Here is a 15721-nt window from a genome sequence, read left to right as displayed (position 1 = left end):
TCAACTCACGTAAGGCTGAACCTGCCCACGCCAAGCCTCAACGATCCGCCTAGCAGCCTTGCTATGCCTGCTGTCAGCGGAACCGCTATTATTATGTCCATCACGAAGAGTATGAACTGCACGCTCTGTATGAGCGTATTGTCTATCACGAAGTTTAGTGCGGGGAATATCCCGCTATTCAGCGGCGAGTTGAATCCCGTCCAGAAACCTGAAAATATGAGTGGCAGGGAAAGCGACGCCCTTGCGCCGAATGCCAGGTACATCGGCGCGCCTATAATGCCGCCGGCAACAGTTGCTCCGGCATTCTGGACTGTGTTTACCAGGTATTGGACGCTGTTATACAGTGTGCATATTAGGCTGAACGAAAACGGGCATGCCGCCTGCGCTGCCGGAGCCGACGTAAGCACGTATATGTAGTTGGTAACAGGAAGGTTGAGAGCAACGAGGAGCGTGGGGTATATTATGGAGAGCCCTATGCCCAATGCTATCGTGGTGCCGCCTATGCCCCTCACGAACGGTATGGCGCGCATGATTATGCCTATTGGTATGAGAAGGCCCAGGCCTATCGCGGCTATCGTGTAGAGCAGGTCGTGCTGCATCTGCATGACTATCAGTACGGTAGTCTCTATGTCTATTCCAGCATTGACCACGGAGAGCGCGGGCGAGCCGTATATGCTTGATAGGTAGTTGCTCTGGTATATCTGCGCTACGGATCCGAACTGCACGGAGCCGACGAAACCCGCCGCCGTGGGTATTGGGATGGGCAGCCAGGTTGCAAAGGTTATGCTGTTGAGCAGGTCTGTTCCTACAGAGAGACCTAGCATCGCGCCGAATGCCGCTTCCGATGCGTTTAGCTGTGGGACAAGGTATTTGGTTTCGACAGTGGTGTACAGGCTTGCAAGGTTGTTGGTTATCGTGGTGCCTGCAGCTGTCGGGCTCCCTCCCGAGAACTGCGGCGTGGATCCTGCAAGGGCCGTAGCAGCTGCGCTCGCCAGTATCAAAGCGGAAAATATGCCTGCGACTATTATGCCGCTCTTGGCAACCTCCCAGAGCTCGGACCTGTAGAAGCTCCTGAGCCCTGCATGGTTCAGCACGTGGCTGATCATGAAGGTTATCGCGACTATCATGAGCGAAACCCCTATGCCCAGAAGGCTGAGGGGCAGGGCCGATGCTATGCATGCACCTATTGTCGTCGACTTGTTCGTGATTATGCACTGCACAGTGGCTATTGAGGCGCCTGTCCCGGTTCCTGCGCCTTGGGCATAGGAGTTTAGAAGGAAAAGGCTCAGGACAGCAAACGCTATAATAAAGGCTTGCTTATACCGACAGGCAGACATATTTATTGATAACAAGACAAGTTATTTATATATTGCATTAGCCCTTAAGCAGTTTGAATCTGCTAATGTACAGCTCGCCCTGAAGCAGCACGAGGAATGGCAGTATGAACAATGAGCTGAATATGAGCATCACATATCTTGAGAGCGCAGTGCCTGAAACTGTTATGAATACAAAATCGAAGAAAGTGAGAAGCACCAGCGCTATTACCAGCCATACTATGAAATAGTCGAACCTCTTCACGAAGAACTTCAGGCTAGCCCTTACAGACCTGAGAAGCTTCGCGTCGTCTATGACTATGGATGCCGGAGCATAGAACACAAACGGGGTTATGGCAAGGGCGACTATGACCGTTATTATCCCGGAATAGCCGCTGTTGAACGTCAGTATGTTGGCAAGCACCATCACTATTGTTGCGATGAACAGTATGACGAACACGTTGCCGGTGTATTTCTCTATTCCCCTTATCACCTCGGCCCTTATCTTCGTCTGGGTCCTGCTGTGCTTCACCACTATGTTTATGGCAACCATCGCAAAGCTCAGGAAGAGCAGCGAGAACAGCACGGATATCACTATTATGGCGGTGTTGAACGGGTTAAGATTCAGGTATATGCTTGCTGTCCTGAGCAATACCCCGCCTATGTCGTTGTACGTCGGGAATGACGCAAAAAGGGGTATTATGAGCGCTATCACGAACGATAACGATGACAGTATTATCAGGTAAATGTTGGAAAAATACGTATTGACGCTGTGTTTCAGTATGTTTAGCATGTGATCCCATAAATACGGAGTATATGGGTGATAAATAATAAAAATACAGCACCCTGCATTCTGAAAGGCGGGTTGCTTTGCATACCTGCAATAAGCGGATAGAAATCAAAAAATAAAGAAAAAGAAAAAAAGAAAAGGAACTTCACTCAATTTAGAAGGTTCCTATTCCTGCGCATGCTGTTACTATGTTCTGGGAGCCTGTGCTTCCGAGAACACCACCGCCTCCAATACCAATCAAAAGGTTAAGTACGAATGGCGCCGCAACTGCTATTGCAACTCCAACTACTCCACCTATAATCATGGCCATTCCGTATCCTTGGAAGCCACCCTTGGCCGAAGCCGGCATTATGTTTGCGCCTGCATATAGAGCCGCACCCAATATCATGAGTGTCAGTCCCAGCAGGAATATAATGTTCCTTACAGAGTTGAACACTACGCATAATGCGCTTCCGGCACCAGTGGTGAACTGTGCTGTGGCCAATGTTCCGAACAGGCCGAGCACGGATAGTGCCAGCAAAACATATTTCGCATAGTACGCTATGCTTGTTGTCTTCACGAAGATTTTGTTTAGGAAATTCTTCATTTATATCCCCGTTTCCTGCTAATATATAAATTTGCCACATTTAAATACTTATCTATGAAATCACAGATAGGTTTAAATGTCTTTCGGCCATTTGCTGTCAAAGATAAAAATTGTGCCTATTTTCTTTTGTAGAGCACGACGTTGCCGCTGCTTGCGTATTCAACGTAGGGGTTGGCCGCTACGGCCCGCTGGAAAAGGTCATAGTAGCTGATGTTCGTGTATGCGTCGCTTGCGTTATGCGATATGAGTATGTAATCTGGCACGAAATACGTGCTGTTGCCCATTTCCCAGGATGCTGTGGTTTCCAGGTATTCCCTGCTGCCAAGATGCGGGGATATGACGTCCTGCGTCATAAGCGAGGCGTTCTGAGGTACGAGCCTCGCAATCTGGTATACCTGCACGGGATTGTACCCCGGCTCTGGTGAAGCGGATCCGTAAGTCGCGAGATACTTCAACGGTGCATATGCCAATATCAGCGACGCTGAAGAGAGCATCAAGGCGATTATTATGACGGAGATTGCCCCTATGGCGTTCCTGTCCAACATGTTGCTTGAACCGTTTTTGCATCTGGCATAGGAGATTGCGCCGATTATGGATGCAGCGATTGTTGAGCCCAGCGTATAGCCGTAGTACATGTAGCCGGTATAGAGGAACTTTATCTTTCCTGACCACGCTATAACGGGCACCAGCCATTGCAGCGAAAGCAGGAAGGTTACGGATGGCGTTTTCAGCGCGAAGAGGCCGAACCCGAACAGCACTATTGCCATTGAGAGCGCAAGCATGAAAAGCGCAAGCGGATTGGAGTATATTGCAAGATTGCTTCCCAGAAACGATATCGGATTGAGCGCAGCGCCGTGAAGCTGGGAGATGAATCCCACTTCAGAGCCAGTGCCTATCTGCAAAAACTGCGGTATTCCGGGATATTGCAAGCCGTATGAGGCGGCAAGCAGCCTTATCGAAGCGTAGTACATGGCACCCGTGGCAATCGACGAGAGCACGATGATGGCGATCATCTGCCTCTTTTCCCTGCTTATTGCCCTGCCGCTGGATCTTGACGATAGCAGCTCGTACGAAAAAAGCCCTATCCCCATTGTAAGGGCGATTACAGGCGCTATTTCCAGAGCGCCCAGCAGTAGCAGCAATGAAACCGCAAACAGCTTTCTCCTTGATTTCATATACGAGTAGAAAACCAGAAGGTACGCAGGCACGAGCACGAACTCGATATGGAAGTCAAATGTCAGTATTCCAGTAATTCCTGGGTTCAGGAGGAACGCAGCAAGCATCGCCATTGCAATCCTGTCGTCCTTTATGAGATCCCGCGCTATCGCGAACACCAGAAATGAGGTAAGGCATATCGTTATGGTCTGGATGTACAGCAGCGTCAAGGAATGCGGATAGGCGTAGAAGAACGGCAGCATGAGCAGCATATCCGGGGATATGTGGTTGCCGAACGTCAGGAACTGCAGCATTCCCGCAATACCCCCATAATGCAGGTAGTGGATGTTGAAATACAGGTTATATGAATAGTGCGTGAGGTCCAGGCTCCCGTCCTCGAATGCCCAGTAGGCATGCGTCACAAGCGCAAGCCAGTAGGTCGTTGCCGACAATGATATGAGCAGCGCGACAATGGTGTATATCGCCCTCCTGTTAATCTCGTGTCCCGTTGATTTCACCTCCAACAATTTGCAGCGAACTCACGTTATCTTTGTAATTGAACCAGACTGCGGGTCAAGGGCGTATTCAGCGCTCCTTATGTAATCTGAGCTGAACGCCAGTATGAATATCCTCGTGCTTCCGGACAGGGACTGCACATTATAAGGCAGCGAATACACCTTTGTTGAATGTGGAGCTGTTCCGTTCAGGTATACGGACTGGAATACGGCGTCCCTGCCGTTCTGCTCCGTCACCATGAAGAAGGTTATGTTCTCCAACGAATCGCCGTTGTTAGTAACGTTTATGTTGATGCCGTTGAACCCGTAGGTATTGCCGGAGTAGCCGAGCGAGACAGAGGCGCCGTTTATCGATATGGTGTTGTCCCTTGCATAGACCGAATGCGCATAGATTGCAAGCGCAACGGCAACCAATACGAGAATGCCCAATGCTATCGGTATGTAAGACCTATTCCTTGCAATGTCCTTCACATTCTCCTTCCGTGTCTCGTAGCACAGGAGTATCAGGAGGGGCACGAACGGCAGGCTATAGAGCAGGAAGTTGTGCCATGAGAGCATGAATATGAATGCCGGGGCAACAGCAAGCATGGGCTTCAGCGTATACGTATACAGGTAGAACAGCGCAAGGAACACCGCAAATGCGAGCAGCGACAATACCGCAGGGTACCATAATGCGACGCCGTAGCTCCTTACGAATACCTGCGCGATGTTTGTGCCCTCAAGCAGCAGCTTCGAGGTGCCGAAAAGGCCGAGTATGTTCATGAGGAACTGCTTAGGAGCGGCAATTATGAAGTAGCTGTTGGCAAGCAGGAATATCAATATGGTAACCATTATTGACTTGAGCATCGCCTCCTTTCCTTTCTCCCTCAGCACAAGCACGAAGAAGAACGGCAGCGCAAACCATGAGAGCTGGATGGTGCTTGCCGCAAGGCCCATGAATATCCCGGAAAGCATGATGTTCCGCCTTTCCGTATATGCTATGAGCAGGAAGAACGCCACCGCTATGTACTGGTCTATGGTTCCCAGGAATATGTAGGTGACGAGGAGCCATACAGCTACCGGAAGAAGCGCCATTCTGCTGTAGTTAGCCTTCCTGTATATTATGAATGCTACGGCTATTGTGATGAATGCGACAATCCCGACGAAGCCTATGAAGTTCCTGAGGTCGAAGAGGCCCATGAACAGCACCGGAAGGAAGCTGAATGCGGGGTAGTCGTATGCGGTTTCCACTGAGCCGTTGAGGAGGTATGTGGGCGTTATGTTGTGCGCGCTAAGTATGGGAAGCATGCTCACCGTATACGGGTTCGTGCCGTGCAATAGCAGGTAAGAGGCGTAGTAGTTGTAGGCTATCTCGTCTATCCCCTTCCAGTTGAGCCCCCTCAATGGGTACAGCATTGCATAGACAAGCGCAAACGCGAGTATTATTATCAGGAACGATGAGATGTACAGCCTGTAGCCCCTTAGTTTCCTCGACGGGTATTCCGACAGGAGCAATGCCACTATGGTGATGAGCACAGCAACGCCAACCAGCTGAAAGCTTATCACGAAGAAGAACAGGACCGATGCGATTATCACCATCCCGTTGCCCTTGAGAGGCAGTTTTATGCCTTTCCCGCGCTGCGAATACGCGAGGAAGAATGCGATCGCGGCGGAGAGGCCGAGGATGTTGAGGAGTATTATGTGCAACGGGTAGAAGTAGGTTATCTCCCCGATTTTCACGTTGGCGACATAGAGCGCGAGTATCGCGAATGAGAGTATCAGCGAGGACCTGTCCATACGGATAGAATTGCAGGCAAGAAATAAAAATGCCGGCATGTGTAGTCCTGCCCGCCAATGTATATCTGCATTAACGGCATATGTAGAAAAGATTTATATATGTTGTAATTTTATATAGTCCCGGCATGATGGCATGAGGATAACAGCTTCAAACGATGGTACGACCAAGGGCAAAAAGCTCGTATACAACGTGACTGTACCTGTAGAGCTCGCGACGACAATCAACAGGAAAGAGCCGATAGAGCTCAGGGTCGTCAGGAAGGACATAAAGGACCTCAAGAAACTTGTAATGTCCAAGGACGCTCAGAAGTACATCACAAACATGAAGATAAGTGAGGTCAACAGCTCGACATTCTCCCGCGTGAAGATACGGGAGAAGACAGATGCTCCTTCACCGATATCCTTCAAGGCGCTGCTCGTGTGCAGCAATCCAGCTGAATCGTTCGAGGACAAGCTGAAGGATTTCATAGCAAGCCAGCTGAGGATGGGGATAACTTCCTCTGAAGTTTCCAATATGCTGCGTAGGGAGAAGCCCTGATTACTGCTGCTTCTTGTAGACGTAGTAGAATCCGAAGTCGTATTTGTTGGGCGTGTAGTTTATCAGCTTCAGGGGCACCAGGTTGTAGCTTTGCGGGGCGTAGCTGCACTCGTTGTTGGGCGTATGGCACCAGTACCCGTAATCAAGCACAAGGCATTTCCCCTCGTTCATGTACTGGGTCGTCTGTGTCGTGTTGTAAAGGTTGTCCATCTGCGTTGCGGTGAGGTTCTGCAGCTGGAAGAGCGTGGGGTCGTACGTGTATATCAGGCAGTTCCTCGGTATCAGGTACGAGCTGTTGTAGACGAAATTCTCGTAGAACCTGGCGTCCCCTGCCTGCTGTATCGTTGCTGGGTTTACAGATATGAGCGGAAGCAGGTGGTATATCGGCGCTGCAAGGATCGCGAGTACCGCAATTACTGCGATCGCCTTTATTGCGATTGAGAACCTTGCCAGCTTCCTGGCGTGGTACTCCACTAGGTCCAGTATCTCCGCAAGCGCGAAGCCGCCGAGCATGCAGCTCTGCGCTATCAGGCTGAGCATGAAGCGCCAGTCAACCCCGTATATTACTGAGCCGGCGTAGAATGCGGTGTAGAGGAAGAAGAACACCAGGAACCATATGCCTATGGCAGCAAGTATGCGCCTGCTCTTCCCTATGAGGAGCATGAGCGCAGCGCCGAGTATCGCAAGCACGGTGAACAGTATCGGCTGCATCACGTAATCGGAATTGTACTGGTTGAACCAGAATTCCACGTTGGCGCACACGTTGGTATTGAAATTCCTGAGATTTATCGGGCCGGTCACGTTGACTGGGGAGAGGTTCTTGGTGCAGGTGTTCTGTATTACAGTTCCCTGCCAGCCGTACGTATCCACCTGGGATTCGTTGTATGAATATAGTATAGAGGGTATTACCGCTATCAGGAAGAACAGTATTATCAAAAGGAGCCTTGTGTTGAAGAAGTTATCCTTGACGCTCCTGAGCGTTTCAGATATGTTCTTTGCGATGCCCCTGTCGTCGAGCAGCAGGTAAAACGCCACGAATATTGGTATGAATATGACCTCGTCCACCTTCATGTAGAAGAGCAGCGAGAATGAGAACAGCATGTTGGAGAAGCTCCACAGGGTCTTCTTTTTCAGGAAAACCATGAAGAAGAACACGGATATGAGCGAATATGCAAGGACCGCAAGATCGGAGTTCGTGGGCTTTGACCATACTATTATCACAGGGGAAAGCGCCAGGAGGAGCTCGGTGAAGAATGCGGCCTTCTTGTTTTTCAGGAGCAGCAGGGATGCGAAGAAGCCCATGGCAACGGATATCACGCCAAGCGCAAGCTGGGTACCGTATGCCGAGGCCCTGCTGACCCCGAATATGGCGAAGGCCATTGCAAGGTTGAACGAAAGGCCTATCGGCTCGTGGAATATCTGGCCGGTGAAGCACGCGCTTGCGGTGCCGAAATTGCACATCCATGCCTGGCCGGTGCGCATGAGCATTAGCGCCATTGCCTGGTATATGGCGTCATCGAAGAATAGCAGCTGGGTGGCCTTGACGAAGAACATCTCTATGAACACGAATACGAGCACTATCCCTATGACTATCGCAACGTCTCTTGCCATGAAGCCGCTGCCGGAAAGGACTCGCCTTATGTTCTTCCTGTCCATCACGATCCCGAGGACCAGTGCCGCGAACGAGATTATTATTCCGAAGGTGAATATGTATTCTAGTAAGCCTTGTTGCAGCAGCATTTACACCCCACCCCTGTTCGTTATGAATATGTTGTTCATGAACATGTACCTAGTTTTCGTGGCCTTCATCGTTGCTATCGCGTCCTCCGGGGTCATGACTATCGGCATCCCGTGTATGTTGAAGCTCGTGTTAAGCACTATCCCGTAGCCGGATTTCTTCTTTATGCCGCTTAGCAGGCGCATGTAGGGCACGTTCTCCTTGCCTACCATGTGGGTCCTTGCGGATCCGTCTATGTGTATCACCGACTTTTCCCTTTCCCTGAGGCTCTCCTTGACGAAATAGGCTGATGTCATGAACTTGTCGTATCCCTTGTTGTCGTAATCCAGCATGCGCGATGCCTCCTCCTCAAGCATCGACGGTGCGAACGGCTGGAACCATTCGCGCTTCTTCACGTATATGTTGAGCTTTTCCTTTACCGCTTCGGAGTCGCTCGGCGCGAGTATGCTCCTGTCTCCCAGAGCCCTCGGGCCGTATTCCATCCTTCCCTGGAACCACATAAGGTAGTTGCCTGCGGTTATGAGCTCCGCTGCGTGCTTCGCGTGGCTCTCCGCTTCCTCAATTTCGTATTTGAGGGACCTGTCCGACTTTATGGCGTTTTCCGTATATTCGGTAGTATAGCTGTTGCCGAGATAAGGCGTGAACTCGTAGTTCGTTGCGCCGCTGACCAGGTAGTTGGTGTATAGCGCGGCTCCGAGCGCTATGCCCCCGTCGCCCATGTGCGGGAAAACGTACCAGCGCTTCAGGTGCTCCAGCTTCCTAAGCAGCATGTTGGACTTTATGTTAGCGAACGTGCCGCCTGAAAACGTGACTTCCCCGATCCCGTACCTGTCCAGCACGTTGCTGGTGAACTTCATCACCACGTTCTCCACGAGCTGCTGCGCCATGTAGGCGAACTGCTCGCGCGGCATCTGCCATGCGATCCTCTGCAGAAGCGAGAACTGCTTGACAGGGCCGTACTTTGCCACTATCTGGGTTCCGGACACGCTGAAGAAGTCCTTGAACCTGTTGTCCTCGAAATCGAACGGGTACGAATAGTCCGCCATCGCCATGACCTTGCCCTCGTCCTCCAGCTCGCGCATACCCACTATGTTTGTGACCTGCTCGAAGAATATGCCTATAGAGTCGCGCGCGCCTATCGCCATCTGCCTGTCCAGCTTCCCGTCCTTGAGTATGCTTACAGACCCGGAGAGCCCGTCGCCGAGCCCGTCAAGCGTTATCACGAGCGAGCTCTTCAGCGGGGCGGTGAATGCGGCCGTTGCGGCGTGCGCCGTATGATGGTCAACAGCGTGCAGCTTGAACCTGCTGAATCCTGCTGACCTGAGCCTCCTGCTTACTATGCTGCTGCTTATTTCCCTGCACAACGGGAGCACGCCTATGCTGGTGAGAGTGTACTTGAGGTCGTGCCTCGCGTTCTCGAAAGGAGGCTTAAGCATCTTCCTCCTCCTGAACCTGTAGTAATTCTCCTTCATGGAGGGTATCATGCGCTCCAGGGTCTTGGTGAATTCTGTAGTGGTATAGGCTATGTGCTCCACGTCGTCCGGCTTTATGTTGGCGTATGCGAGCGCAGCATTTATCGCGTTGTACGGGAAGTTCACCTCAAGCTTCCTCTTTGTGAAGCGCTCCTCGTTCGCGGCGTATATTATCCGCTTGTCGCCCACGAGCGCTGCCCCTGCGTCATGGCCGTCCCATATTCCAAGAACATACATATTGATCACTGATTTTCAAGCATCAAATCCCTACCGCCTGGCTCCTTGATTTTATCTCGCTGGTTATCCTGCCAATGAAATCGTCTATGGGGACGTCGTGCTTCTGCTTCCCGTCCCTGTCCCTTATCGTAAGTGTCTTCTTCTCCACTTCCTTCTTGCCTATGACTATCATGTATGGTATCTTCTGCAGTTGCGCCTCGCGTATCTTGTACTCCAGCGTCTTGTCGGAGAGATCAGCGTATGCGCGTATGCCGCAATCCTTCAGCTTGCGATATACGCCATTTGCGTATTCGTTCGCCTGCTCCGATATCGTTATTACCCTGGCCTGCACGGGCGCGAGCCACGTGGGAAACCTGCCCTGGTAGTGCTCTATCAGCACACCGAGGAACCTTTCAAGGGTTCCCAGTATTGCCCTGTGTATTATCACAGGGGTGTGGCTCCTCCCGTCCTCGCCTGTGTATTCCAGTTCGAACCTCAAGGGCAATTGGTAGTCCATCTGTATCGTTGCGCACTGCCAGGAGCGACCCATTGAATCAATAACATCGAAGTCTATCTTTGGTCCGTAGAATGCGCCCTCCTTCTCCTTTGTCTCGTACTCTATCCTGTTGATATCCAGCGCGCTTTTCAGCGCTTCGGTTGCCTTGCCCCAGAGTGCCTCATCGCCCATGTGGTTGTCCGGCATTGTTGACAGCTTGGCCTTGAATTTCATCCCGAAGGCATCGTACACCTCCTTTACGAATTTGAGCAGCATGGCAAGCTCTGATTCCTGCTGGTCCTCCCTGAGGAATATGTGGCCGTCGTCCTGCGTAAGCTCCCTCACCCTGAAAAGGCCGGTAAGCGCACCGCTTACCTCGTTCCTGTAGAGCCTGTCGAAGATTGCCGTCCTGAAGGGCAGTTCCCTGTAGCTCCACTTCCTTGACTTGTATATAAGTATGCTTGAGGGGCAGTTCATCGGCTTCATCCCTAGGCTCTCGCTCTCGGAAGAGAACACGAACATCTCGTTCCTGTAGTGGTCTATGTGCCCGCTGACGTGCCAGAGCGCTATGTTCGCCAACGACGGCGTGCTTATCTCATCGTAGCCGTACCTGTTTTCCAGCTCCCGCATGAACTCCATCACCTGCCTGAAAAGGGTAAGGCCGTTCCTGTGCCAGTATACCATTCCAGGAGATACCTCCTGGAAGCTGAAAAGGTCAAGCTTTTCGCCTATGGACCTGTGGTCCGTTTCCGGAAGCCCGGAGAATATGCTCTTTGTAACTATTGCGGTGTTCACGCTGACGGGCTTGGCCTTTTTGTATGTTTTTGGCTCATCCTCGATGCCATAGCTCTTGCCCTGCTCAGCCAGCGGATGTCCCTTCATCTCCAGGGTAAGCTTTTTGTTCCACCCGAACGGTGCCTTCCTCACCTCTATGCCCTTGTTGGAGGAGGCTGAAGCGTACATATAGTCGATTATCCTCATTGCGCTTTTCGGATCTGCCAGCTTGTTGCTGAGGTGGGCGAACGGGTAGAGAACCAGCCTCGGCCTCTTGAGCTGGCCCATGAACTTAGCAACGTCGGACAATGCCTTGTCTGCAACTGACTGGTCGTCTCCGCCCTCAACGCTGACCATCATCGCTATCGCGTCCCTTACGTCAACCTTCTTCTCGCTGCTCTCCTCGTATACGCTTGCCTCCGGCTTCACCAACTTGTATACAATCCTTTCAACATCTAAAAGCAAGACTTTCATCGATAAGCCCCCCTCTTAATATTTAGAGGGAAAAGTTTAAAAAGTTGCCAATTTCGTCACATGTTCTTCAATATCGTCTTCAGTATTATGAATCCGTCGGATATGCTCCTCAGCTTCCCCTCACCGGATGCCCTCAGCTTCTCGAAGCTCGGCACCTCCAGGACGCGCAGGCGCTTGCTCTGCACCTTCATGCTTATTTCCGTCTCTATACCGAAGCCCTTTTCCTTGAGCGAGAGCCTCTGGGCCACTCCCTTGGCAAAGCTCCTGTAGCCGTAGCACATGTCAGTATAATGCGATCCGTACCTGAGGTTCACTAGACTAACGAATATCTTGTTGCCCACTTTCCTGTGGAAGGGCATGTCCTCTGAGCCGCCCCCGGTCAGGAACCTGGACCCCATGCACACGTCGTAGCCTGCCTCTATCCCCGCAATGAGCAGCTTGAGCTCGTTGGGCCTGTTCGACAGATCCGCATCCATAGATATGGTTATGTCGCCCTTCGCTGCGTTGAGCCCCTTGATCAGCGCCATTCCCTTGCCGTGCCTGTCGTATATTATCCGCGCCCCAAGCTCCTTCGCATACTTGACAGTATTGTCGGTGGAATAGCCGTCCACGACTATTATCTCGTGCCTGTAGTCCTTTATCACCGCCCTTACCCCCCTCAATACCGTCTTTATGTTGCGCTCCTCGTTCAGCGTCGGTATCACAATGCTTATAGATGGTTTCGAGCCCATGGAAAATCCCTTCATTCAAAGACTTTTTCAGCCTCTTTCTCCTTTCTTTCAATCTCCTTTCTGCGTTTCTTTTTCCTGCTGAGGAGTATTGAAACTACTATGAGTATTATTATGATTATGACCGTGGCAAGGAGCGACAGGAGCAGCAGCGTATCCCCTAGCTTCGGGACAGCCTTTGCTATACCGCCAAAGGTTATTGTCGTAACTGCAAGCGTGGAATAGTGTATTCCGCTCCTCATGTATGCAACCCCGACAGCTACCGGGAACTTGGCGTTTGTATAGGATGGAGGGGTTACGTCAAACGATACCGTTGCCACGCCGTGCGAATCTATGGTAGCGTTCTTTATAGGCATCGTGACGTTGAATGCCGGAGGCGCGTAAAGCGTGACCTGCGAGTCGATAGGATATGCGGCTGCGTTGGTTATGTTGACGACTATGGAGCCGTTGCTGGTTTCGCCGAGATTCGATACAGTAAGCATGCTCTGCGTGCCCACGACGAAGTCCGTCAGGCAGGGGAATATCGTCTCGAAGGTGCTGGTGCCCTGCGAATACCTGACCAGGAACCTCTCGACGTAAGTGCCCGGCGTAGTGAAGTTGTAGAGGTATATCTTCTCAGGGTATGATGTGCCTGGCGCCACTATTGGTATTGTGACAGCGGTATTGTTGGTGCTTGCCCCCTGTATGAGAGGCACTATGGCGAGATTCGTAGCCGTCCCGTTTCCGGAATTGGTGAGGTTGAACTGTATGAAGTTGTTCGTGTTGTTTACAAGATTGGAATAGCACGTGCCAGTAAGGGTGACGGTTGACGCGCCTGCAATCCCGAATAGCACTATAAATGACAGTAGGAGGATCAGCTTCATAGCAACACTAGATGCATTAATATGAGAAAGCAAAATATAAAAGCGTTAGATAGCTAGACAAACAGGCTCACAACGTTGCCGGTGAGTATCTGGTATGCCTCGCATGAGGTCCACTGGTTAGGCTCCTTGCCCGTGGCTATTTCCTCCCTTACCTTCTTCGCCTCCTCGTTGTTCCACAGCTTTGACAGGTCGTATCCCACTTCGCGGACGTTCCCTATCTTCTTGTCCCACATGATTGAGGGATAAACGTTCCCGTAGCTGTCCATGAACAGCGACGCCTCCAGGCTCCTGCTCTTCATCGGGCTGTACCCCGTTTTCGCGTATTCCACGAGCTTCCTAGTGAATGCGGTTTCTATCATCGGTATTACGCCGAGCTCGAATTCCCTGTGCTTCAGTATGGATTCAAGCTCCCCGACTATTTCCGGATTGTTTGCCTTTATGTCGTCGTTGGAGTTGCCGTAGTAGTTGCTCGATACCTGCGCCAGGTTTATGTGGAAGTCGTTGTATTTTATGTCCGGTATGTCCTGCTTCACAGACTGGTAAGTCTTCTCGAATTCGCCCTTGTTGAACTTGCTCAAGGTGTAGCCGAACACGAAGAACAGGTTGCTGTATTCCTTCTTGAGCTCCTTGAGCCTTTTGAACATGTCTATAGCCTTGTCGTAGTTCCCGGGTATGCCCCTTATCTTGTCATGCAGCTCCCTGTATCCGTCAAGGCTCACAGTTACGGCTACCCGCGGTATGCCAAACGACAGTATCTCCCTTAACTTTTTCTCCACCATGTTGTGGTCGCACAGGGAGTTAGTAGGCATCGTGAGTATGTATAGTTCCTTCGAGTGCTCCTTGAAGGTGCGCGCTATCTCCACTATGTCGCCCCTGAGGAAAGGCTCCCCTCCGGTGAGCTCGACCCACTTGAAATAGGGGTTCTTTGCCACGAAGTCCCTGATTTCCTCTATTGTCATCTCGCCCTTCGGCTTTATCTGCCATATATTGCACGTCAGGCATCTGCTCTGGCACCAGTAAGTTATGCAAAAGTTGAGTTTGTAAGGCCTCTCCAGCTTTACGAAATTGCTCTTCATTGCGGTGCCTGCGAGACTCATTAGTCGTTCAACTGCCAACAGTAAACACCTATTATAGGTATGGTTTTAATAATATTTAAATATAACGGTAAAATAGGTATGTATTATTGTAAAAAACCCGCATGTTGGTTTTATGGGCAATGAGCAGGTAGTTGAGTATATAAAGCGCCGCGCGCTGGAGATAGACAAGAAGATAAACAAGTACCTTACGGACAAGACTTCCGTAAGATACCTTGAGACCCTCCTGGGCAGGAGCGGCTACCAGTACGATCCAAAGGCGATAAACAAGGCGGTGATAGAGCCTGCCAAGTACCTTCTCGACTTGGGCGGAAAGAGATGGAGGCCGGTGCTGATGCTTGCGGTCATAGACACGCTTGGAAAGGACTCGAACGAGTATCTGGAGTTTTCGATAATACCTGAGATAATACACAACGCGACGCTGATACACGATGACATAGAGGACCGCTCGGAGATGAGGAGGGGATCGCCGGCAGTGCACATGAAGTACGGCGTAGACGTGGCGCTCAACCTGGGTGATTTCATGTACTTCTTCCCCATAGTCGCGCTCCTTGACAGCAACAAGCTTGACAGGGACACCAAGATAAAGTTCCTTGAAATCTACCAGAAGGAGATGCTCAAGGTCACCATAGGACAGGCAACCGACATCGCATGGCACAACTTCCTCGTGGATCCAACCAGCGTTTCGGAAAGCGAGTACCTGCAGATGGCCTATTCAAAGACCGGCGTGCTGGCCAGCATGTCGGCGAAGCTGGGGGCCGTGCTCGGGGGTGCCGACGACAAAACAATCAGCGCGCTGGGGAACTTCGGCGCATCGATAGGGGTTGCATTCCAGCTGCAGGACGACCTGCTTAACGTAGTGAAAAGCGGGGTTTCGGAGAGCAAGGGGGGTACGGGCGACGACATAACCGAGGGCAAGATAACCCTTCTAACTACATATACGCTGGAGAAGGCCGAAAAGAGGGACAGGGAGAGGCTCATAGAAATACTGAAGATGCACACCACGGAAAGAACCCTGATAGACGAGGCCATAGAGATAATCGGGAAATACGGCGCTATAGACTATGCAAAAAACCTGGAGCAAAAGCTTGTGAAGGACGCGTGGAAGAACGTTGACGGTGCAATACCGGATTCTGATGCGAAGAAAGTACTGAAGTCGATGGCGGAGTTCCTGATAAGCAGGTCCATATGAG

General features: G+C 51.2%; 13 protein-coding genes. 2 read left to right on the top strand and 11 right to left on the bottom strand.

Annotated features, from left to right (window positions below; all coding sequences use genetic code 11):
- Positions 1–5: 5 nt before the first annotated feature.
- From KGI06_02430 to KGI06_02410, 5 genes are all read right to left on the bottom strand, one after another.
- Positions 6–1337, bottom strand: a complete 1332-nt coding sequence (locus KGI06_02430) for a hypothetical protein (GenBank protein ID MDE1871074.1) — start codon at positions 1335–1337, stop codon at positions 6–8.
- A 37-nt stretch (positions 1338–1374) separates the two neighbouring features.
- On the bottom strand, positions 1375–2106 hold the full coding sequence (locus KGI06_02425) for a hypothetical protein (GenBank protein ID MDE1871073.1): 732 nt from the start codon (positions 2104–2106) through the stop codon (positions 1375–1377).
- Between the two features lie 151 nt (positions 2107–2257).
- A complete protein-coding gene (locus KGI06_02420; protein MDE1871072.1) occupies positions 2258–2689 on the bottom strand; it encodes a hypothetical protein in 432 nt (143 codons plus the stop codon).
- 116 nt (positions 2690–2805) lie between these two features.
- Positions 2806–4362, bottom strand: coding sequence for a DUF2079 domain-containing protein (locus tag KGI06_02415; GenBank protein MDE1871071.1), 1557 nt, complete (start codon positions 4360–4362; stop codon positions 2806–2808).
- Positions 4363–4383: 21 nt separating this feature from the next.
- The gene (locus tag KGI06_02410) at positions 4384–6135 is read right to left on the bottom strand and encodes a hypothetical protein (protein MDE1871070.1); all 1752 of its coding nucleotides are present in this window, start codon (positions 6133–6135) and stop codon (positions 4384–4386) included.
- A gap of 133 nt (positions 6136–6268) precedes the next feature.
- On the opposite strand from KGI06_02410, the gene KGI06_02405 reads away from it, so the two are divergent.
- Entirely contained in the window at positions 6269–6673 is a 405-nt protein-coding gene (locus KGI06_02405) for a hypothetical protein (protein ID MDE1871069.1), read from the top strand.
- On the opposite strand, the gene KGI06_02400 is transcribed toward KGI06_02405, so the two are convergent.
- The 6 genes from KGI06_02400 to KGI06_02375 are packed head-to-tail and all read right to left on the bottom strand — an operon-like array spanning position 6674 to position 14531.
- A complete protein-coding gene (locus tag KGI06_02400) occupies positions 6674–8413 on the bottom strand; it encodes a glycosyltransferase family 39 protein (GenBank protein MDE1871068.1) in 1740 nt (579 codons plus the stop codon). It abuts the gene before it with no gap.
- On the bottom strand, positions 8414–10120 hold the full coding sequence (locus tag KGI06_02395; protein ID MDE1871067.1) for a hypothetical protein: 1707 nt from the start codon (positions 10118–10120) through the stop codon (positions 8414–8416).
- A gap of 22 nt (positions 10121–10142) precedes the next feature.
- Positions 10143–11843 carry a threonine--tRNA ligase gene (thrS, locus tag KGI06_02390; GenBank protein MDE1871066.1) on the bottom strand — a complete coding sequence of 567 codons (1701 nt, stop codon included), beginning with the start codon at positions 11841–11843 and terminating at the stop codon, positions 10143–10145.
- A gap of 56 nt (positions 11844–11899) precedes the next feature.
- Complete coding sequence (locus KGI06_02385; protein ID MDE1871065.1) at positions 11900–12589, bottom strand: glycosyltransferase family 2 protein; 690 nt, start codon at positions 12587–12589, stop codon at positions 11900–11902.
- Positions 12586–13434 (bottom strand): hypothetical protein, encoded by an 849-nt coding sequence (locus tag KGI06_02380; protein ID MDE1871064.1) that lies wholly within the window; start codon positions 13432–13434, stop codon positions 12586–12588. The genes KGI06_02385 and KGI06_02380 overlap by 4 nt, the downstream gene beginning before the upstream one ends.
- Before the next feature lie 53 nt (positions 13435–13487).
- Complete coding sequence (locus tag KGI06_02375) at positions 13488–14531, bottom strand: radical SAM protein (protein ID MDE1871063.1); 1044 nt, start codon at positions 14529–14531, stop codon at positions 13488–13490.
- A gap of 112 nt (positions 14532–14643) precedes the next feature.
- Here KGI06_02375 and KGI06_02370 point away from each other — a divergent pair, with 112 nt between their 5' ends.
- Positions 14644–15720, top strand: coding sequence for a polyprenyl synthetase family protein (locus tag KGI06_02370; GenBank protein ID MDE1871062.1), 1077 nt, complete (start codon positions 14644–14646; stop codon positions 15718–15720).
- Position 15721 lies beyond the last annotated feature (1 nt).

The sequence above is a fragment of the Candidatus Micrarchaeota archaeon genome, assembly GCA_028866575.1.
Lineage (GTDB): Archaea > Micrarchaeota > Micrarchaeia > Micrarchaeales > Micrarchaeaceae > UBA12276.
Note: the sequence above shows the minus strand (reverse complement) of the source record. Positions and strands in the feature narration are given on the sequence as shown.

Bases quoted from the DNA above. Each gene is read 5' to 3' on its own strand.
- KGI06_02430 (MDE1871074.1), bottom strand. From the start codon at position 1,337: ATGTCTGCCTGTCGGTATAAGCAAGCCTTTATTATAGCGTTTGCTGTC.
- KGI06_02425 (MDE1871073.1), bottom strand. From the start codon at position 2,106: ATGCTAAACATACTGAAACACAGCGTCAATACGTATTTTTCCAACATT.
- KGI06_02420 (MDE1871072.1), bottom strand. From the start codon at position 2,689: ATGAAGAATTTCCTAAACAAAATCTTCGTGAAGACAACAAGCATAGCG.
- KGI06_02410 (MDE1871070.1), bottom strand. From the start codon at position 6,135: ATGGACAGGTCCTCGCTGATACTCTCATTCGCGATACTCGCGCTCTAT.
- KGI06_02405 (MDE1871069.1), top strand. From the start codon at position 6,269: ATGAGGATAACAGCTTCAAACGATGGTACGACCAAGGGCAAAAAGCTC.
- KGI06_02400 (MDE1871068.1), bottom strand. From the start codon at position 8,413: ATGCTGCTGCAACAAGGCTTACTAGAATACATATTCACCTTCGGAATA.
- KGI06_02395 (MDE1871067.1), bottom strand. From the start codon at position 10,120: ATGTATGTTCTTGGAATATGGGACGGCCATGACGCAGGGGCAGCGCTC.
- thrS (MDE1871066.1), bottom strand. From the start codon at position 11,843: ATGAAAGTCTTGCTTTTAGATGTTGAAAGGATTGTATACAAGTTGGTG.
- KGI06_02385 (MDE1871065.1), bottom strand. From the start codon at position 12,589: ATGAAGGGATTTTCCATGGGCTCGAAACCATCTATAAGCATTGTGATA.
- KGI06_02380 (MDE1871064.1), bottom strand. From the start codon at position 13,434: ATGAAGCTGATCCTCCTACTGTCATTTATAGTGCTATTCGGGATTGCA.
- KGI06_02375 (MDE1871063.1), bottom strand. From the start codon at position 14,531: ATGAGTCTCGCAGGCACCGCAATGAAGAGCAATTTCGTAAAGCTGGAG.
- KGI06_02370 (MDE1871062.1), top strand. From the start codon at position 14,644: ATGGGCAATGAGCAGGTAGTTGAGTATATAAAGCGCCGCGCGCTGGAG.